Consider the following 18722-nt stretch of genomic DNA (forward strand, 5'->3'; position numbering starts at 1 on the left):
AAATTACGCGGCAATTCGGTTACCACCGCCTCATAACAGGCCAGCGGCAAGGACCCTGCCGAATGCCGTTCCTAGTGGATCAGCTGTATCCGTATCTCTTCCTTCGCAGCGAAGGAGCGGCATTCATCGAGATCATCACCAACGAAGATGACATCGCCGTCGGCGTCGAAGACGCCCCAGCAGGCCTCATCCTCGAGAAAGACCTCCCTGACATAGCCGAATTCGACAGTATCATCGCAGTAGTGGCTGGCGGCCGCCGCAACAGTTCCTAATTCTCGCATGGAATTCTCCAATGAGATGGCATCGACTGTTTTAGTGCGAGCTCATATTGAGCGCCGAAACTGGCTTCAGGCTGTTGCAACCTTGACGGAATGCTTGCGCGAGGTCTCATTCCAGATACTGCGCAGGCACATCTCCTGCCAAAATTCCTGCGAGCCGCCGTGCTACCGTTCAAATCAAGTGTTTAATTTTGCTTGCCCTTCGTTCAAAGTGGCGCCGCAACGAACGGCAAGGGGACGACGTGCATCAGGAAGCAGGCCTTATCGCAACAGTCGCCGTAAGCTTCGTCTTTGCGGCGGTGCTCGGCTATGTCGCCGACCGGCTGCGGCTGCCGCCGCTGGTCGGATATCTGATGGCCGGGATCCTGATGGGGCCATTCACGCCCGGCTTCGTCGCCGACACAGGACTGGCAAGCCAGCTTGCAGAAATGGGCGTCATCCTGCTGATGTTCGGCGTCGGCCTGCATTTTTCGGCGAGCGACCTTCTGGCCGTGCGCGGCGTGGCGGTTCCAGGCGCCATCATCCAGATCCTGCTTGCGACACTGCTTGGCGTGGCGCTCTGCACCTATTGGGGCTGGAGCCTGGGAGCCGGGATCGTTTTCGGCCTCAGCCTCTCGGTCGCCAGTACCGTCGTGCTTCTGAAAGCCCTGGAAGAGCGAAATCTCATCAACACGGCCAGCGGCCGCGTCGCGATCGGCTGGCTGATCGTCGAAGATCTGGCAATGGTGCTGGCGCTCGTCCTGCTTCCTGCGCTCGCCGAGTTGCTGGGCGGCCACGCGAGCGATGCAGTCGCTCATGGCGCGGGCCTGCCCCTGCCGCTGACGATCGCACTGACGTTGGTGAAAGTCGCCGCCTTCGCCATCATGGCCGTCGTGCTCGGCCCCAAGGTCGTACCCTGGCTTCTGACCCTCGTGGCCCGCACCGGCTCGCGAGAGCTCTTCACCCTGACGGTTCTGGCGATCGCGCTCGGCATCGCCTTCGGCTCGGCGGCGATCTTCGGCGTTTCCTTCGCGCTCGGCGCCTTCTTCGCCGGCGTCGTCATGAGCGAGTCCAACCTCAGCCACCGCGCCGCCGCGGATTCGCTGCCGCTGCAGAATGCCTTTTCGGTGCTGTTCTTCGTTTCGGTCGGCATGCTTTTCAATCCGTCGATCCTGCTGCAGGAGCCGATGGCGGTCTTCGGTGCGCTGGCGCTGATCATCATCGGCAAGGGGATCATTTCCTTCGGTATCGTCATGCTGTTGCGCTTCCCTGTCGGCATGGGCCTGACAGTGGCGGGCGGTCTGGCGCAGATCGGCGAATTCTCCTTCATCCTGGCAAGCCTCGGCGTCTCGCTCGGCCTCATGCCGAAAGAGGGACAAGATCTCATCCTCGCAGCCGCCATTCTGTCGATCACGCTCAATCCGCTGGTCTGCCTCGCAGCCGAGGTCGCGCACAAGCGCGTCCACAAGAAGTGGCCGCATCTCTACGACGGCTATGGCCGCAAGCGCCTTGATGTGCTGGGGCGCGAGCTCGAGAAGAACCGGCTGCTCGGCGAGGAGCGCGAGCGCGAGCACCAGCTGGAAATGCAGAAGCTGGTCGAGACCTTCCCGATGTTTGCGGAGGTCGATGAGCATTCGCAGGAAGAATTGCTGCTCCTCTTCCGGCCGAAATCCGCGCTCCCCGGCGAACGCGTGGTCCGCAAGGGCGATCGCGGCGACGGCATGTATTTCATCTCCTCGGGCGCCGTCGAAGTGCGCGTCAATGGCGGGCCTGTCCGGCTCGAGCCGGGCTCGTTCTTCGGCGAGATGGCGCTGCTCTCGGGCGGGCGCCGCACGGCCGATGTCATCGCCATCGACTTCTGCCAGTTCCTGGTTCTGGAACGCCGCGATTTTACATGTTCACGGCACGCCACCCGGCTTTGAGGGCAGCGGTCAGCGATATGGCGCGCGAACGCACGGAAATGAACGTGATGCGCGCCAAACGCGCCGCCCATCCCGAACCGCGCGAGCCTTCGGCGGAAACCTGAACATGGTCATCTGCCGCCGGATCACGAAAAATTTCACCGCCGGCGCCACTATCATTGCCACAGTGAGCATTTACAGCGCCTAACCCGCCGCCTAATGCTCTTGCACCGCAGCACGAAAGGAATGGAATGCTCCGCAGACTTTACGACTGGACCATGTCTCTCGCCGCCCGCAAGTCGGCCGAAGTCTGGCTCGCCGTTATCGCCTTCGTCGAAAGCTCCGTCTTTCTCGTTCCGGCCGATGTCCTTTATCTTCCGATGGCGCTTGCCAAGCCGGAACGCGCCTATCGCTACGCGTTGGTGGCAACGGTCGCCTCAGTCCTCGGCGGCATCGCCGGCTGGGCGCTCGGCTATTACGCCTATGATGCGCTCGCCCGTCCTGTCCTGGAATTCTACGGCAAGCTCGAAGCCTTCGAGCAGCTCAGGGTCTATATCCATGACGAGTGGGAAATCCTGCTGCTGCTTCTGGTGACATCGGGTCTGGCGCACCTGCCGCCGATCAAGATCGTCACCATTCTCGCCGGCGTCATCCACATGAATCTCGGCTTCTTCGTCATCTCGGCGATCGTCGCCCGCGGCGCCCGCTTCTTCTTCCTCGCCTGGCTGCTGCGCCGATACGGCGAGCCGATCCGGCACTTCATCGAGAAGCGTCTCGGCCAGCTCGCCGCCATCGCGGCTGTGGTGCTGATCGCCCTCGGCGTTGCCTACAAGCTCATTGCCCACTGAAACTCCGCGGAGCCCCGCCATGACTGCCATTGCCCCATCCGTCAGCCGTCCGGTCTTCATCTATTCGCTGGTCCTCGCCGTCGCCATGGCGGTCGTGGTCGGCACGGCGCTCGGCTTCCAGTATATCGGCGGCTACATCCCCTGCGCGCTCTGCCTGATGCAGCGCCAGCCCTATTATTACGCCATTCCGATCGCGCTCCTTGGCGTGGTCGGTTCGCTCTTCGGCCTCCCGAACTGGATGTCGCGTGCGCTCCTCCTTGCAGCCGGCGCCCTGATGGTCGTCGGCGCCGGCATGGGCGTCTATCACTCGGGCGTCGAATGGCACTTCTGGGCCGGCCCCACGACCTGCTCGACGACGGCAGGCAGCATGACGCAGAATGCCGGCGATCTGCTGACCGAACTCAACACCATCAAGGGACCATCCTGCACCGACGCGGCTTTGCGCGTGCTCGGCCTGTCCTTTGCGGGCTGGAACGTGATTGCAAGCCTCGTGCTCGCGGCCTTCGCCTTTATCGGCGTCCGCAAGTCGGCCTGACAAAGGCGTCTGCCGTTACGGCTGCAGTTCGGTATCCCAGTAGAGATAATCGAGCCAGCTGTCGTGCAGATAGTTCGGCGGGAAGAGCCGGCCGTTATTGTGCAGATCCTGCACCGTCGGCTGGTACGGCTTCTGATGCGGGAACATGCCTGCCTGCTTCGGTAGCTTGCTGCCCTTCCTGAGATTGCAGGGGGAGCAGGCCGCCACGACATTCTCCCAGGTCGTCTCGCCGCCATGGGCGCGCGGGATGACATGATCGAAGGTCAGGTCGTTGTGATCGCCGCAATACTGGCACTCGAACTTGTCCCGGAGGAACACATTGAAGCGCGTGAATGCGGGATTGCGCGATGGCTGAACATAGGTCTTGAGGCAAACGACGCTGGGTAGACGCATTGAAAAGCTCGGCGAAGAAACCGAGTGTTCGTACTCTGCGATGATATTCACACGGTCAAGGAAGACCGCCTTGATCGCGTCCTGCCAGGACCAGAGCGACAAGGGATAATAACTCAAAGGCCTGTAGTCAGCGTTCAGAACGAGCGCCGGCAGGGCCTGGGGGGAGACTGCAATCGTCAAGGGACTCTCCTGATCGATTCGGCATCTGCATCCTTATATTAGGCCGGTTGTGACAGCCTTGTGAAGTCCAATAAATTCAGTCAATAACGGCAATTCGATGAGTGTTGCCGATCAAGCCACCGGCACGAGCCCGCGGCCGAGTTTCTGCGCATAATACGCCCAGAAAAGCCTTGCGGCCACGGATCTCCACGGTGTCCAGACAGCCGCCATTGCCGCCAGCACCTTGGCCTGCGGCCGTTCGACGAGACCGAATGCCGCGGCGACGGCATTTTGCAGCGCAACGTCGCCGGATGGAAAAATATCGGCATGGCCGCAGCAGAACATCAGATAGACCTCTGCCGTCCAGGGACCGACGCCCTTCAGCGCCGTCAACGCATGCAGCGCCTCGTCTGGCGGCAGCACCGAAAGTGCGGTCAGATCAAGATGTCCGGCTGCGACCGCGGTCGCGATCCCTGACAGCGTCGAGGCCTTGGCGCGCGACAGGCCGAATTCCCGCCAAGCCGCATCATGCAGCAGCACGTAGCTTTCGGCTGTCAGCTTTCCATCGGCAGGCAGCATTCGCCGCCAGATCGCTTCGGCGCTCGCCCGCGAGACCATTTGCGAAACGATGATATGCGCGAGACCGGCAAAACCCGGCTCGCGCAGCCGCAAGGGCAGCGGCCCGGCATCGGCGGCGACAGTTGAAAGACGCGGATCGAGCCGCAGCAATTCAGCCAGCCCCTGCTCGACATCGCCCTCGTTTCGAATGATCTGCACGTCGCCTCGCGGTGGTTTCGAATCCGTGGCAGAAGAAAGCATGACCACGACTCAGCGTCAAAAGCCCGTTTTCCGTTTTGCCCCCAGCCCCAACGGGCCGCTGCATCTCGGCCATGCGCTTTCCGCCTTCATCAATCAGGACATGGCCGATGCAGCCGTTGGCCGGTTGCTGTTGCGCGTAGAAGACATCGATCTGACGCGCTGCACACCCGATTTCGAAGATGGCATCTACCGCGACATGGAATGGCTGGGCATTTCATGGGAGAGGCCGGCGCGCCGGCAATCGGAGCATTTCGGCGAGTATCAGGCAGCGCTCCAGCAGCTGATCGGCCGCGGCCTCGTCTATCCGTCCTTCATGACCCGCGGCGAAGTGAAAACGAAGGTCGCATCCCATGAGGCAGCAGGCGTGCCATGGCCGCGCGATCCGGACGGTTCACCGCTCTATCCCGCCGACGACCGCGAATTGAGCGAGGTGGAGCGAGCGGACAGGCTGAGCGCAGGCCTCAAACATGCATGGCGGCTCGACATGCGCCGCGCGCTGGAGGCCGCCGGTTCAAACCTGAGCTGGACCGACACCGGAGACGGCGAACGCAGCAGCGTTGAAGCCGACCCGGCCGCCTGGGGCGATGTCATTCTCTCCCGCTCCGACGCGCCATCGAGCTATCATCTATCCGTCGTTCTCGACGACGCGCTCCAGGGCGTGACCCATGTCGTCCGAGGGCTCGATCTTTTCCACGCAACATCGGTTCACCGGCTGCTGCAGGTTCTGCTCGGCCTACCGGAGCCCGCCTATCATCACCACCGGCTCGTGACCGATGCATCCGGACGCAAGCTCTCGAAAAGCGAGGGCGATACCGGGATTGCCGAACTACGGGCCAAGGGTCTTTCAGCCGCCGACATCCGGCAGCTTGTCGGCCTCTGAGCGCTTGTGGCCATTGCCACTGAGAAAATTGCGCTTGAAGATCGCCCGAACCCGAAATTTCAGCAGCGCCGCGTTCAGTTCAGCGCCGATAATGAAGATCACCCCAACCATATAAAGGAAGATCAGCACCACCATCACCGAGGCGAGACCGGCATAGGTCGCGTTGTAATTGGCGAAGGTTGCCAGATAATAGGCGAAGATCAGCGCGCCCGCGAGCCAGAGAAGCAGCGTCAGCAACACGCCCGGTATGACGTCGAACACCTTGCGTCGCCCGGACGGAAGCCAGAGATGCACGACCAGCAAGCCGAGCGTCAGCATCACCAGCGTGCCATAGATACGCCAGCTGAAGACCACCTCCAGCGTATCGACGATAACCGGCAGCCACTGGCGAACAGTCGGCGGTATCCACTCGAAAGCGTCGTTGTGGAGCAGCCATTCGCGGGCATAGTCGAGACCAACGGGAACCGCCACAAGCAGGATGCTGATGGCCGCAAAAATGATGACGGCGACAAGCACATATCCAAGGCTGGCGAGACGGGTGAAATACCAGGGCCTCGTTTCCTGAACCCGGTAAGCGCGGTTGAGCGAGATGCGCAGCGCCTCCACGCCATTCGAGGCGAAGTAGGCGGCAGCGAGAACCGAGATGGTCAGCAGCCCGCCGCGCGGCACAGTTAGGACCTGCACAACCTGATCGGCCAGCGGCTTGGCGATCGCTTCCGGCCAGGTATCAAAGATGATGTGAATCGCCGTCATCGAAAACTGATCGGCGCCGAGGAAGTTCGCAAGCGCCGTGCCAAAGATCAGGAACGGAAAGACGGCAAGCAGGGTGGAAAGCGCCACATGGCTCGCCATGGCGAAGCCGTCGTCCTCAATGAGATGGCAGATCGCGTCATAGACCACCTCATAGAGCATACGCAGTATCTTCGGCATTCCATCTCCGGCGCTGGCGATTGTAACCTCGGTGCGAATATGGGAAACGAGTCCCAGTTTGTACAGGAATCAATGAATGGCAGAGCCGCGCACCATCATCGTTACCGGATGTTCATCCGGGATCGGTGCCTATTGCGCACGCGCTCTCAAGGCTGACGGCTGGCGTGTCTTCGCCACTGTACGCAAGCAGGAAGATCTCGGATCGCTTGAGGCGGACGGCATAGAAGCCTTCCGCATGGATTATGCCCATACCGATTCCATCGGCGATTTCATGCGCGAGATCGAAGCCGTCTCCGGCGGCCGCATCGACGCCCTCTTCAACAATGGCGCTTATGGCCAGCCGGGCGCCGTCGAGGATCTGACGACGGATGTGCTGCGCGAACAGTTCGAGAGCAACTTTTTCGGCTGGCATGAACTGACACGCCGCGTGCTGCCACTGATGCGCAAGCGAGGCAGCGGCCGCATCGTGCAGTGCTCCTCGATCCTCGGCGTCGTGCCCTACCGCTATCGCGGCGCCTACACCGCATCAAAATTCGCCCTCGAAGGTCTGAGCGTGACGCTGCGCATGGAGCTGCAGGGCAGCGGCATCCATGTCAGCCTGATCGAACCCGGCCCGATCGCCTCGCGCTTTACTGCCAACGCGCTCGCCAAGATCAACGAGCACATTGACATCAGAGGCTCCGTGCATGCGGCAGATTATCGCCGCCAGCTTGCCCGGCTTGACGGCAGCGGCCCGGTCAGCCGACATAAACTTCAACCGGATGCGGTTTATGCGGTGCTAAAGGACGCATTGAACTCGAAGAATCCGAAGCCACATTATCCTGTAACGGTTCCAGCAAAGCAGGGCATGATGCTCAAGAGACTGCTGCCTGCAGACCTCTTCTATCGCCTGATGCGCTGGACCGACTGACCAAGAAAGCCGAATGCCATGTCCACGGCCACTTACATTCTCGCCATCATCGTCATGGGCCTCGTCGCGCTGGTGCTGATCCGCGGCCTCTTCAACATGATGAAGGGCGGCGATTCCAACCTGTCGAACAAGCTGATGCAGCTGCGCGTGCTGTTGCAGGCGATCGCCGTCATCCTGATCATGCTGACACTGTGGCTGACCGGCGGCGGCCGCCCGACCTGACGCATTGAGAACTGGGGGAACGAGTGGTCAAGCTCAACAAGATCTACACCAAGACCGGTGATGACGGCACGACCGCGCTGGTCTCCGGCCCCCGGCGGCAGAAGCACGATCTGCGTATCGAAGCCTATGGCACAATCGACGAGACGAATTCGGCGATCGGCGTCGTCAGGCTCCACACCGGCGATCACCCAGAGCTCGACCGGATGCTGATGCTCATCCAGAACGACCTCTTCGATCTCGGCGCCGATCTTGCGACCCCCGACACCGGCAAGCCGCTCGATTATGAGCCGCTGCGCATTGTCGCCGCCCAGGTGACCCGTCTGGAAGCTGATATCGACAGGCTGAACGCCGATTTAGACCCTTTGAAATCCTTCGTGCTGCCGGCCGGCTCGCCGGCTGCCGCGCATCTGCATCTGGCGCGCACCATCTCGCGGCGCGCCGAGCGGCTGATGGTGGCGCTGTCGCGAACCGAAGGCGAGACGGTCGGCCAGGAGGCGCTGAAATACGTCAACCGCCTCTCCGATTTCCTCTTCGTTGCCGCCCGTCATGCGAATGACCAGGGCCGCGCGGATGTGCTTTGGGTTCCCGGAAAAAACAGATAGGTTCCCGGCAACGAGGATCGCCGGGGGCAGGCTTTCATGTTCATTCCGCTGCACGACGCCAATACGCTGAAACATATCAAGGTGCAGTGGGTAACGCTTGCCCTGATCACCGCGAATGTCGCGATCTGGCTGTTCACCGGCTTTGCCTCTCCTGATATCGCCAAGGCGGCAACCGTCGGCCTCGGTTATATCCCGGCCGTCGCCTTCGATCATGCCATCCTGCCGCCCGAGCTGGAACTGATCCCCGAGCCGCTGACCTATATCAGCTACGCCTTCCTCCATGGCAGCTTCTGGCATCTGGCGGGAAACATGATCTTCCTCTGGGTCTTCGGCGACAATGTCGAAGATGCCATGGGGCATCTGCGCTTTCTTATCTTCTATCTGGCCTGCGCCGCATTCGGCGCGCTCTGCCACGGCCTGCTGGCGACTGAATCCCAGGCGCCACTGATCGGTGCTTCAGGGGCCATATCGGGCATCGTGGCGGCCTATCTCGTGCTGCATCCGCGCGTCAAAGTCTGGGTGCTGGTGTTCTTCCGAGTGCCCTTGCCGCTTCCCGCCTTCATTCCTTTGCTGCTCTGGGTCGGCCAGCAGTTCTTCATGCTGGTCATCAGTACGGATAGCGACGTCTCCTGGGGCGCGCATGTCGGCGGCATCCTCGCAGGCGCCATCCTCGTCCTGCTCCTGAAGCGCCGCGATGTGCCCCTCTTCGACCGGGAGATCGTCACGCCGCGCGCGGTGCGCAGCACGCCTGCCATCCGCCGTGCCGTCGCAGCCGAAGACAGCCACTCCTGACGGCACGCCCACAATATTGACGTGAACGTAAACGTAATATATTTCCGGTCTCCAATTTGTCTGTCTGCGACTGGCCAGCGTTGTATTTGGAGGAAAAACGCGTATCCATGTCGCCATTCGACAATCGGAGCAGCGCCGAAACGCGCATTTTCCTGGCGAAAGAGTTTGAAGGAAGGACCCCATGAAGATTCTCGTTCCTGTGAAGCGGGTGGTTGATTACAACGTGAAGATCCGCGTCAAGCCTGACGGCACGGGTGTTGAACTCGCCAACGTCAAGATGTCGATGAACCCGTTCGACGAGATCTCGGTGGAAGAGGCGCTGCGGCTGAAGGAAGCCGGCAAGGCTGAGGAAGTGGTCGTTGTGTCGATCGGTCCCGCCAAGGCCGAAGAGACACTGCGCACCGCGCTCGCCATGGGTGCCGACCGCGCCATTCTCGTCGAGACCGATGATGCCATCGAGCCGCTCACCGTTGCCAAGATCCTCAAGGGCGTCGCCGATGCCGAACAGCCGGGTCTCGTGATTGTCGGTAAGCAGGCAATCGATGACGATAGTAACCAGACCGGCCAGATGCTGGCAGCCCTGCTCGGCACCGCCCAGGCGACCTTCGCCTCGAAGATCGAGATCGGTGACGGCAAGGCAACCGTGACCCGTGAAGTCGACGGCGGCCTGCAGACGATCGACGTCAAGCTTCCGGCTGTCGTTACCACCGACCTTCGCCTCAACGAGCCGCGCTATGCGTCGCTTCCGAACATCATGAAGGCAAAGAAGAAGCCGCTCGACAAGAAGAGCCCGGCTGATTTCGGCGTCTCCACCGAGCCGCGTCTCAAGGTGCTGAAGACCGAAGAGCCCTCCGGCCGCAAGGCAGGCGTCAAGGTGAAGTCGGTCGCCGAGCTCGTCGAGAAGCTCAAGACCGAAGCCGGCGTCCTCTAAGGTTCGAGAAAGGAATATATCCATGGCCATTCTTCTTCTGGCTGACCACGACAATGCGACCCTTTCCGACCAGACCGGTAAGGCACTGACGGCCGCTTCCAAGATTGGCGGCGACGTGCATGTGCTGGTCGCCGGCAAGGGCGCCAAGGCGGCTGCCGATGCGGCTGCCAAACTGTCAGGCGTTTCCAAGGTTCTGCTCGCCGAAAGCGACGAACTCGCCCATAATCTGGCCGAGCCGCTCTCCGATCTGATCGTCTCGCTCGCTGGCAGCTACGACACGATCATCGCGGCTGCGACCTCGACCGGCAAGAACGTTCTGCCGCGTGTTGCCGCCCTGCTCGATGTCGCGCAGATCTCGGAAATCATCGAAGTCGTCTCCGCCGACACCTTCAAGCGGCCGATCTATGCCGGCAACGCCATTCAGACGGTGCAGTCTGCTGACGCCAAGAAGGTGATCACGGTGCGCACCGCATCCTTCACCTCTGCGGCTGACGGCGGCTCGGCATCCGTCGAGACGGTCTCGGCAGCTTCCGGCTCCGGTCTCTCGACCTTCGTCAAGGATGCACTCTCCTCCTCCGATCGTCCGGAACTCACCTCCGCCAAGATCATCATCTCCGGCGGCCGTGCGCTTGGCTCTGCCGAGAAGTTCCAGGAGGTCATCCTGCCGGTTGCCGACAAGCTCGGCGCTGCCGTCGGCGCCTCGCGCGCTGCCGTCGATGCCGGCTATGCGCCGAACGACTGGCAGGTCGGGCAAACGGGCAAGGTTGTCGCCCCGCAGCTCTACATCGCCTGCGGCATCTCCGGCGCCATCCAGCATCTGGCCGGCATGAAGGACTCGAAGGTGATCGTCGCCATCAACAAGGACGAGGAAGCACCGATCTTCCAGGTTGCCGACTACGGCCTCGTCGCCGACCTCTTCGAAGCCCTCCCAGAGCTGCAGAAAGCTCTTTGAGCAGGCACGATGCCAGCTTTTCGCACTTGCGAATGACTGGAAAATTATCTCTTATGGGACTACTACTGCTGCCGGGCGATCATTTTGCCCGGCAATTTCATTAAAAAATACGGCTGCGCTCGCGGGGGCGACTGCCGCGGGGGTTTGGATATGAGCGCGTTGAAGACGATCGGTATTGTCGGTGCGGGCCAGATGGGTTGCGGCATCGCGCACGTTTCGGCCGCTGCAGGCTACAAGGTCCATATCTATGACCTCAGCCAGGACCGCATCGAGTCCGGCCTGGCCACCATCAACGGCAACCTCGCAAAGCAGGTGACCAACGGCAAGATGACCGAGGAAGAGCGCAAGACAGCCCTCTCGCTCATCACCGGCTCCGCCAATCTCAACGATCTGGCCCCATCCGATCTCGTCATAGAGGCCGCGACCGAAGAAGAAGCCGTCAAGCGCAAGATCTACGCCCAGGTCTGTCCGGTCCTGAAGCCGGAAGCGCTTCTTGCCACCAACACCTCGTCGCTTTCCATCACCCGTCTGGCATCGGCCACCGACCGCCCTGAACATTTCATGGGCATTCACTTCATGAACCCGGTACCGGTGATGAAGCTCGTCGAACTGGTGCGCGGTATCGCGACCGACGAGAAGACCTTCTCCACCGCCAAGGCATTCGTTGCCTCGCTGGAAAAGACCGTCACGGTCGCCGAAGACTTCCCGGCCTTTATCGTCAATCGCATCCTGCTGCCGATGATCAACGAGGCGATCTACACGCTCTATGAAGGCGTCGGCACCGTCGATGCCATCGACACCGCCATGAAGCTCGGCGCCAACCACCCGATGGGTCCGCTGCAGCTTGCCGATTTCATCGGCCTCGACACCTGCCTTTCGATCATGCAGGTCCTGCATGACGGTCTCGCGGATTCGAAATACCGCCCCTGCCCGCTGCTGGTGAAGTATGTCGAAGCAGGCTGGCTCGGCCGCAAGTCTGGCCGCGGCTTCTACGATTACCGCGGCGAAGTGCCGGTCCCGACCCGCTAAGCGGCGTCAGAGGCCGATCGCACCCCTGATCAGCGCCTTCGCATCCTCGCTGTCCCAGGCAGCCGGGCCGTTCATCGCCGAGACCAGGCATCCCTTGTCGTCGAGCAGCAGCGTGACCGGCAGGCCGAAGGCAAGGCCTTCCTTTTTCAGGCCATTGAACACGCCGATCGTATTGTCGCGGTAGAGTTTCAGGGAATCGACGCCGGTCTCGCTGAGGAAGGCCTTCGGCTTCTCGTCGTCTCCGGTGTCGATGTTGACGGCGACCACCTGGAACTTGTCGCTGCCCATCTCTTTCTCGAGCGCATTCAGCGCCGGCATCTCCTCGCGGCAGGGCACGCACCACGTTGCCCAGAGATTGAGAAGCACGGTCTTTCCCGCAAAATTGTCGAGCGTGACAGGCTTGTTGTCAGCATCGTTGAAGGCGACCGATGTCAGTTTGCGCGGCTCGTTGGCAGCGACCATTGCCGCGACCTGCCCCTTGGCGAGCGGCGTGATCTTCTGCGCTAGGTCCTTTGCTGCGGCGCATTGGCCGGACGCCGTTTCGCCGCCGCCATTGCCAGACCCCGTCTCCTTAATGTAAACCGCTGCCGCACCGGCAATTATGCCTGCGACGGCAGCTATCGAGATCAATTTCAGGGATGGCAGCCCAAGCGGCTTTCTTGTCGTCATTTCATTCTCCAGGACATGCATCTTTCAAGGCAGGCAGCTTCGATGGCCGACGGCAACACGGACACCAAATCCTCCAACCAGATGTGGGGCGGACGCTTCGCTTCCGGCCCCGATGCGATCATGGAGGAGATAAATGCCTCGATCGGTTTCGACAAGAAGCTATTCGCGCAGGATATCCGCGGATCGATCGCCCACGCGACGATGCTTGCCCATCAGGACATCATATCAGCCGACGATAAGGACAAGATCGTTCACGGGCTAAACACGATCCTGTCAGAAATCGAAAGCGGCAATTTCGAATTCTCGCGCCAGCTCGAAGACATTCACATGAATGTCGAAGCCCGCCTGGCAACGCTGATCGGCCCCGCCGCCGGGCGCCTGCACACCGCCCGCTCGCGCAACGACCAGGTGGCGCTCGACTTCCGCCTCTGGGTCAAGGAAGAGCTGCAGAAGACCGAGGCGATGCTGACCGGCCTGATCGCAGCCTTCCTCGACCGCGCCGAAGAACATGCCGACAGCGTCATGCCCGGCTTCACCCATTTGCAGACTGCCCAGCCCGTCACCTTCGGTCACCACTGCATGGCCTATGTCGAAATGTTCGGCCGCGACCGCTCGCGCGTGCGCCATGCCATCGAGCATCTCGACGAGAGCCCGATCGGCGCCGCGGCACTGGCAGGCACCGGCTACCCGATCGACCGTCACATGACGGCCAAGGCGCTCGGCTTCCGTGAGCCGACCCGCAATTCGATCGACACCGTCTCCGACCGCGACTTCGCCATCGAATTCCTGTCGATCGCCGCGATCGCCGGCATGCATCTGTCGCGCCTCGCCGAAGAAATCGTCATCTGGTCGACGCCGCAATTCGGCTTCGTCCGCCTCTCCGACGCCTTCTCCACCGGCTCGTCGATCATGCCGCAGAAGAAGAACCCTGACGCTGCCGAGCTGGTGCGCGCCAAGACCGGCCGCATCAACGGCTCGCTGGTGGCCCTGCTGACCATCATGAAGGGCCTGCCACTCGCCTATTCCAAGGACATGCAGGAAGACAAGGAACAGGTCTTCGACGCTGCCGAAAGCCTGGAACTGGCGATCGCCGCCATGACCGGCATGGTCCGCGACATGACCATCAACACCGTACGCATGAAGGCGGCGGCCGGTTCCGGCTACTCGACCGCGACCGATCTAGCCGACTGGCTGGTGCGCGAAGCGGGCCTTCCTTTCCGTGATGCCCATCATGTGACCGGCCGTGCCGTGGCGCTGGCGGAAAGCAAGGGCTGCGATCTCGCCGAGCTGCCGCTCGCCGATCTGCAGGCGATCAATTCTGCGATCACCGACGCAGTCTACGGCGTTTTGACGGTGGAAGCCTCGGTTGCCAGCCGCAAGAGCTTCGGCGGGACCGCCCCGTCAGAAGTGCGCAAGCAGATCGCCTACTGGCGCGGCCGCAACTGAGTTCGGACCGCCAGCAACAGCGCAACAATCAGGGTGCACAAGCTGGATAAACTTCGCTATGAAGATGTCCACCAGTGCCGCTCCAAGAGGATACCCATGCAGACCAGCTTGCCGCACCTCATCCGCCTGACGGTCGTTCTTGCCGTCGTCGGCCTTGCCGTTGCCGGATGTGGACGCAAAGGCGATCTCGATCCGCCGAGTGCGCAGGCAACGAAGGGCGGCGATTCCTCCAAGCCGACGAAACAGCCGGGCGTTGCCGACAAGCCTTTCCTTCTCGATCCCCTGCTCTGATAGGCTGAAGCCGTGAACCACTTCGAGTATCGCGACGGCATACTTTACGCCGAGAACGTTCCTGTTCCCGAAATTGCCAAGGCCGTTGGCACCCCCTTCTATTGCTATTCCACCGCAACGCTGGAGCGCCATTACCGCGTCTTCGCCGAAGCCTTCAGTGATGTCGACTCCATGGTCTGCTATGCCATGAAGGCGAACTCGAACCAGGCAGTCCTCAAGACCCTCGGCAAGCTCGGCGCCGGCATCGACGTCGTCTCAGAAGGCGAGCTGCGCCGCGCATTGGCCGCCGGCATCCCGGCATCCCGCATCATGTTCTCCGGCGTCGGCAAGACGCCGCATGAGATGGATTTCGCGCTCGAAGCCGGCATCTACTGCTTCAATGTCGAGTCCGAACCCGAACTCGAGATCCTCAACAGCCGCGCCGTCAAGGCCGGCAAGAAGGCGCCGGTTTCCTTCCGCATCAACCCCGATGTCGATGCCAAGACGCATTCGAAGATCTCGACCGGCAAGAAGGAAAACAAGTTCGGAATCTCCTGGGAGCGTGCCCGCGCCGTCTATGCGCGCGCTGCGACACTTCCCGGTATCGAGGTGACCGGCATCGACATGCATATCGGCAGCCAGATCACCGAGCTGCAGCCCTTCGACGATGCCTTCAAGCTGTTGCACGATCTGGTCGCCACGCTACGCGCCGACGGCCACGACATTCACCATGTCGATATCGGCGGCGGTCTCGGCATTCCCTACAAGGACGACAACAACCCGCCGCCGCTGCCCGACGCGTATGCGGCGATCGTCAAGAACCAGCTGCGCAGCCTCAACTGCAAGATCGTCACCGAGCCCGGCCGCCTCATCGTCGGCAATGCCGGTATCCTGGTGACCGAAGTGATCTATGTGAAGGACGGCGGCGAGAAGACCTTCGTCATCGTCGATGGCGCGATGAACGATCTCATCCGCCCGACGCTCTACGAGGCCTGGCACGAGATCAAGCCCGTGGTGATCTCTGCCGCCAACGCGCCGCGCATCAAGGCTGATATCGTCGGCCCGGTCTGCGAGACCGGCGACTACCTGGCGCTCGACCGCGAGATGGCAATGCCGAGGCCGGGTGACCTCTTCGCCGTCATGTCCGGTGGCGCCTATGGCGCCGTGCAGGCAGGCACCTACAACAGCCGCCTGCTGGTTCCGGAAGTGCTGGTCAAGGGCTCCGATTTCCACGTCATCCGGCCGCGCCGGACCTACGAGGAACTGATCGGCCTTGATTCCGTCCCGGCATGGCTCGACTGATCCAGGCATCACTTTTTGGCGACCGGCCGTGAAAAACCGGCATTAACCGCCGGTCGCCCTCGCCTTCGCCACAAAGAGTGTTATCCTTTCCCGATGCGAGCGAATTGCTGAGCAATCGCCGGAAGCGCCCACTGTTACTCTAACACGCCATGGCGGAGACCGGATTGAAGAAGAGCCCGAGCAGGCAGGGACATGGTGCATTTGCCATCAGGCCATCTCTTGCGAGGCTGGTTGCGGTAAAGCGGCTGTTTGCGCGTGTTGTTCTTCTCTCCGAGCAAGTATTGCCGCCGCTGGTGCCCGTTCTCTCGGTCATCGCACTTTATCTGTCGGCCTCCTGGTTTGGCCTCTTCCGCAGCGTTCCCGATGTCCTGCGCATCCTGCTGCTGGTCGCGTTTGCGGCCGCCTTCGTTGTATCGCTCATCCCGTTCCGCCGACTGCGATGGCCAACCAACGCCGAGGCCGACCGGCTGCTCGAAGAGCGCAACGGCCTGCCGCATCAACCCGTCACCGTGCAGGAAGACGAACCGGCCTTCGATACGCCCTTTGCCCGCGCGCTCTGGCGCGAACACCAGACACGCATGGCCGAGAAGATCGCCGCGCTCGACGCCGGTTATCCACGCCCGGATATCGCCCGGCACGACCGCTTCGCCTTGCGCGCCATTCCGGCGCTGCTTGTCGTCATGGGCTTTGGCTATTCGCTGTCCACCAACGGCGGCTCGATCGCCGACGCCTTCCAGCCTCCCGTCGAGCAGGGCGAGACAAATCCCGCCGTTCGCATCGATGCCTGGGTCACGCCTCCCTCCTATACCGGCCGCGCGCCCGTCTATCTGACGGCCACAGGCACGGAACAGGCGCCGATCAACGTTCCGCAATTCTCCAGCCTGACCGTGCGCGTCAGTGGCGGACAAGCGGATGAAAAGGTCGTCTTCAAGAAGGAGAACGGCGAGGCCAGGGAGATTGCCGCCGAAAAGCAGGCAGGTCAGCAGCCGACAGGCGTTCCAGACCAGCCGGCACAGCCGCAACAGACGGCGGCCGGTGAAACGCCGGTGCCCACGGCACAGACGCATCTGATGAAGCTTGAGGAAAACGGCGCCCTGCAGGTCAACGGCCGCAGCTGGAGCTTCAACGTCATCCCCGACAAGGCGCCGGAGATCGCTTTCGACGGGCTGCCGAAGGCGAGCGTGAATGGTGCGCTCGAGATCAAGTTCACCGCCAAGGACGATTACGGCGTCCAGGAAGCCCACGCGGAAATTCTACCCGTCGAATCCGATCCTTCTGCCAAGCCTCTCTACCCGCTTCCCGATTTCCGCCTCGATATCCCGCGCCGCAACGCCCGCGATGCCAAGGGCGTCAGCAGCAAGAACCTGACCGAGCATCCGCTGGCCGGCAAGCGCGTCCGCGTGACGCTGGTTGCCAAGGATGCGGCCGGTCAGATCGGCCGCAGCCCGCCGCACGAAATGGTTCTCCCCGCGCGGCCGTTCAACGAACCGCTCGCCGCGGCCGTTGCCGAAGAACGCCAGGTCTTTGCGCTCGACACCCGCAAGATGCCCGAGGCGATCGCGCTCAACGAAGCGCTGACGATCCGCCCGGAAGAGACGATCCCGAAACTCACCAACTACCTGCTGATCGAATCGGCGCTGGCGCGTATGAAGCTTGCCAAGACCGACGAGCAGCTGAAGGACACCGCCGATTATCTCTGGGACATCGCGCTTGGCATCGAGGACGGCGATCTCTCGCAGGCCGAGCGCAATCTGCGTAACGCCCAGCAGAACCTTGCCGACGCGCTCCAGCGCAACGCGCCGGATGCCGAAGTCAAGAAGCTGATGGACGAGCTTCGCAAGGCGATGAACGAATACATGAAGGAGCTCGCCCAGCGTATGCAGAATGCGCCGATGCAGCCCAATCAGAATGCCCAGATGCTGCGGCAGCAGGATCTGGAGCGGATGATGGACCAGATCGAAAACCTTGCCCGCTCCGGCAACCGCGATGCTGCACAGCAGATGCTGTCGGAACTGCAGCGGATGATGAACAACCTGCAGGCGGGACGTCCGCAGCAGGGCCAGCAGCAGCAGGGCGACAATAGCCAGATGCGCCAGCAGATGGACAAGCTCGGCCAGATCCTGCGCGACCAGCAGAAGCTGATGGAGCAGACGTTCAAGCTCGATCAGCAGCTTCGCGATCGTATGCAGCGCGGCGACCCCGACATGGGCATGAACGACCCGCTGCTCGACAACATGATGCCCGGCCAGGATGGCGAACAGCAGGATCAGGGCCAGCAGCAGCAACAGCAGGGTCAGAACGGCCAGCAGGGTGATCAGCAGTCGAACGAGATGACCGAGCAGCAGCTCCGCGACGCGCTGAAGAAACTGCGCGAGCAGCAGGACGCTCTTGGCAAGCAGCTCGGCGAACTGCAGAAGGGTCTGGGCGACATGGGCATGAAGCCCGGTCCGGGCTTCGGCCAGGCCCAGCGCGAGATGGAAGGCGCCGGACGCGAACTCGGCCAGGGCCGTGGCGATACCGCAGTCCAGGGTCAGGGCCGCGCGCTGGAAGCGCTTCGCCAGGGCGCCCGCGACATGATGAACCAGATGATGCAGGCGCAACAGGGCCAGCAGGGTCAGCAAGGCCCGAACGGCCAGGTCGGCCAGGGCGATCAGAACGGCCGCGACCCGCTTGGCCGTCCGCGGCGCGCCGATGGGCCTGACTTTGGTGATACCGTGAAGGTGCCCGATGAGATCGATGTCCAGCGCGCCCGCGAGATTCTTGATGCCATCCGTGAGAAGCTCGGCAACAACCCGCCGCAAGAGATGGAGCGGCGCTATCTGGAGCGTCTGCTGGATATTCAGTGACGAAGTGCTGAAATCCTTCGCCTTTTCGC

19 protein-coding genes and 1 pseudogene are annotated in these 18722 nt (G+C 62.0%); 15 read left to right on the forward strand and 5 right to left on the reverse strand.

All coding sequences use genetic code 11. From position 1 onward, the window contains the following. Positions 1 to 71: 71 nt before the first annotated feature. A complete protein-coding gene (locus AC1DJO_RS10635) occupies positions 72 to 281 on the reverse strand; it encodes a hypothetical protein (protein ID WP_112386110.1) in 210 nt (69 codons plus the stop codon). A 239-nt stretch (positions 282 to 520) separates the two neighbouring features. On the opposite strand from AC1DJO_RS10635, the pseudogene AC1DJO_RS10640 reads away from it, so the two are divergent. The 3 genes and pseudogenes from AC1DJO_RS10640 (at position 521) to AC1DJO_RS10650 (ending at position 3541) form a co-directional block, all read left to right on the forward strand. Then, positions 521 to 2283, forward strand: a pseudogene (locus AC1DJO_RS10640) (cation:proton antiporter domain-containing protein). A 126-nt stretch (positions 2284 to 2409) separates the two neighbouring features. Then, positions 2410 to 3006, forward strand: a complete 597-nt coding sequence (locus AC1DJO_RS10645; RefSeq protein WP_477941360.1) for a YqaA family protein — start codon at positions 2410 to 2412, stop codon at positions 3004 to 3006. Positions 3007 to 3025: 19 nt separating this feature from the next. Then, a complete protein-coding gene (locus AC1DJO_RS10650; RefSeq protein ID WP_477970377.1) occupies positions 3026 to 3541 on the forward strand; it encodes a disulfide bond formation protein B in 516 nt (171 codons plus the stop codon). A gap of 15 nt (positions 3542 to 3556) precedes the next feature. On the opposite strand, the gene AC1DJO_RS10655 is transcribed toward AC1DJO_RS10650, so the two are convergent. Both AC1DJO_RS10655 and AC1DJO_RS10660 read right to left on the reverse strand, forming a co-directional pair. Further along, entirely contained in the window at positions 3557 to 4114 is a 558-nt protein-coding gene (locus AC1DJO_RS10655) for an HNH endonuclease (RefSeq protein WP_477941359.1), read from the reverse strand. 111 nt (positions 4115 to 4225) lie between these two features. Beyond that, on the reverse strand, positions 4226 to 4912 hold the full coding sequence (locus tag AC1DJO_RS10660) for a DNA-3-methyladenine glycosylase family protein (RefSeq protein WP_477970379.1): 687 nt from the start codon (positions 4910 to 4912) through the stop codon (positions 4226 to 4228). Between AC1DJO_RS10660 and gluQRS the strand changes: the two genes are divergently transcribed. Continuing rightward, a complete protein-coding gene (gene gluQRS, locus AC1DJO_RS10665; protein WP_477970381.1) occupies positions 4911 to 5792 on the forward strand; it encodes a tRNA glutamyl-Q(34) synthetase GluQRS in 882 nt (293 codons plus the stop codon). The genes AC1DJO_RS10660 and gluQRS overlap by 2 nt on opposite strands. Here the strand turns inward: gluQRS and AC1DJO_RS10670 are convergent. Beyond that, entirely contained in the window at positions 5757 to 6722 is a 966-nt protein-coding gene (locus AC1DJO_RS10670) for a YihY/virulence factor BrkB family protein (RefSeq protein WP_310296139.1), read from the reverse strand. The two genes, gluQRS and AC1DJO_RS10670, sit on opposite strands and share 36 nt — an antisense overlap. 76 nt (positions 6723 to 6798) lie before the next feature. Here AC1DJO_RS10670 and AC1DJO_RS10675 point away from each other — a divergent pair, with 76 nt between their 5' ends. The 7 genes from AC1DJO_RS10675 to AC1DJO_RS10705 all read left to right on the forward strand — a co-directional run bounded on the left by AC1DJO_RS10675 (position 6799) and on the right by AC1DJO_RS10705 (position 12160). Further along, positions 6799 to 7632, forward strand: a complete 834-nt coding sequence (locus tag AC1DJO_RS10675) for an SDR family oxidoreductase (protein ID WP_477970383.1) — start codon at positions 6799 to 6801, stop codon at positions 7630 to 7632. Positions 7633 to 7650: 18 nt separating this feature from the next. Beyond that, positions 7651 to 7854 (forward strand): twin transmembrane helix small protein, encoded by a 204-nt coding sequence (locus AC1DJO_RS10680; RefSeq protein WP_112386119.1) that lies wholly within the window; start codon positions 7651 to 7653, stop codon positions 7852 to 7854. Positions 7855 to 7877: 23 nt separating this feature from the next. Beyond that, entirely contained in the window at positions 7878 to 8456 is a 579-nt protein-coding gene (locus tag AC1DJO_RS10685; protein ID WP_477970385.1) for a cob(I)yrinic acid a,c-diamide adenosyltransferase, read from the forward strand. 36 nt (positions 8457 to 8492) lie between these two features. Then, positions 8493 to 9248, forward strand: a complete 756-nt coding sequence (locus AC1DJO_RS10690) for a rhomboid family intramembrane serine protease (RefSeq protein ID WP_477970387.1) — start codon at positions 8493 to 8495, stop codon at positions 9246 to 9248. Between the two features lie 181 nt (positions 9249 to 9429). Next, positions 9430 to 10179 carry an electron transfer flavoprotein subunit beta/FixA family protein gene (locus AC1DJO_RS10695; protein ID WP_112539031.1) on the forward strand — a complete coding sequence of 250 codons (750 nt, stop codon included), beginning with the start codon at positions 9430 to 9432 and terminating at the stop codon, positions 10177 to 10179. 22 nt (positions 10180 to 10201) lie between these two features. Beyond that, positions 10202 to 11131: an electron transfer flavoprotein subunit alpha/FixB family protein gene (locus AC1DJO_RS10700; protein ID WP_112539032.1), complete on the forward strand. Its 930-nt coding sequence runs from the start codon at positions 10202 to 10204 to the stop codon at positions 11129 to 11131. 150 nt (positions 11132 to 11281) lie between these two features. Further along, positions 11282 to 12160: a 3-hydroxybutyryl-CoA dehydrogenase gene (locus tag AC1DJO_RS10705; protein ID WP_112386124.1), complete on the forward strand. Its 879-nt coding sequence runs from the start codon at positions 11282 to 11284 to the stop codon at positions 12158 to 12160. Between the two features lie 6 nt (positions 12161 to 12166). On the opposite strand, the gene tlpA is transcribed toward AC1DJO_RS10705, so the two are convergent. Next, positions 12167 to 12829 carry a thiol:disulfide interchange protein TlpA gene (gene tlpA, locus AC1DJO_RS10710; RefSeq protein WP_477970390.1) on the reverse strand — a complete coding sequence of 221 codons (663 nt, stop codon included), beginning with the start codon at positions 12827 to 12829 and terminating at the stop codon, positions 12167 to 12169. A gap of 42 nt (positions 12830 to 12871) precedes the next feature. Here tlpA and argH point away from each other — a divergent pair, with 42 nt between their 5' ends. The 4 genes from argH (at position 12872) to AC1DJO_RS10730 (ending at position 18693) form a co-directional block, all read left to right on the forward strand. Further along, positions 12872 to 14275 carry an argininosuccinate lyase gene (gene argH, locus AC1DJO_RS10715; RefSeq protein ID WP_477970392.1) on the forward strand — a complete coding sequence of 468 codons (1404 nt, stop codon included), beginning with the start codon at positions 12872 to 12874 and terminating at the stop codon, positions 14273 to 14275. Positions 14276 to 14371: 96 nt separating this feature from the next. Next, positions 14372 to 14566, forward strand: coding sequence for an LPS translocon maturation chaperone LptM (lptM, locus tag AC1DJO_RS10720; protein WP_112386127.1), 195 nt, complete (start codon positions 14372 to 14374; stop codon positions 14564 to 14566). Positions 14567 to 14578: 12 nt separating this feature from the next. After that, positions 14579 to 15847: a diaminopimelate decarboxylase gene (gene lysA / locus AC1DJO_RS10725; RefSeq protein WP_477970394.1), complete on the forward strand. Its 1269-nt coding sequence runs from the start codon at positions 14579 to 14581 to the stop codon at positions 15845 to 15847. A gap of 164 nt (positions 15848 to 16011) precedes the next feature. Then, positions 16012 to 18693 (forward strand): TIGR02302 family protein, encoded by a 2682-nt coding sequence (locus AC1DJO_RS10730; RefSeq protein WP_477970396.1) that lies wholly within the window; start codon positions 16012 to 16014, stop codon positions 18691 to 18693. Positions 18694 to 18722 lie beyond the last annotated feature (29 nt).

It is taken from the genome of Rhizobium sp. 05N430 (assembly GCF_056396985.1).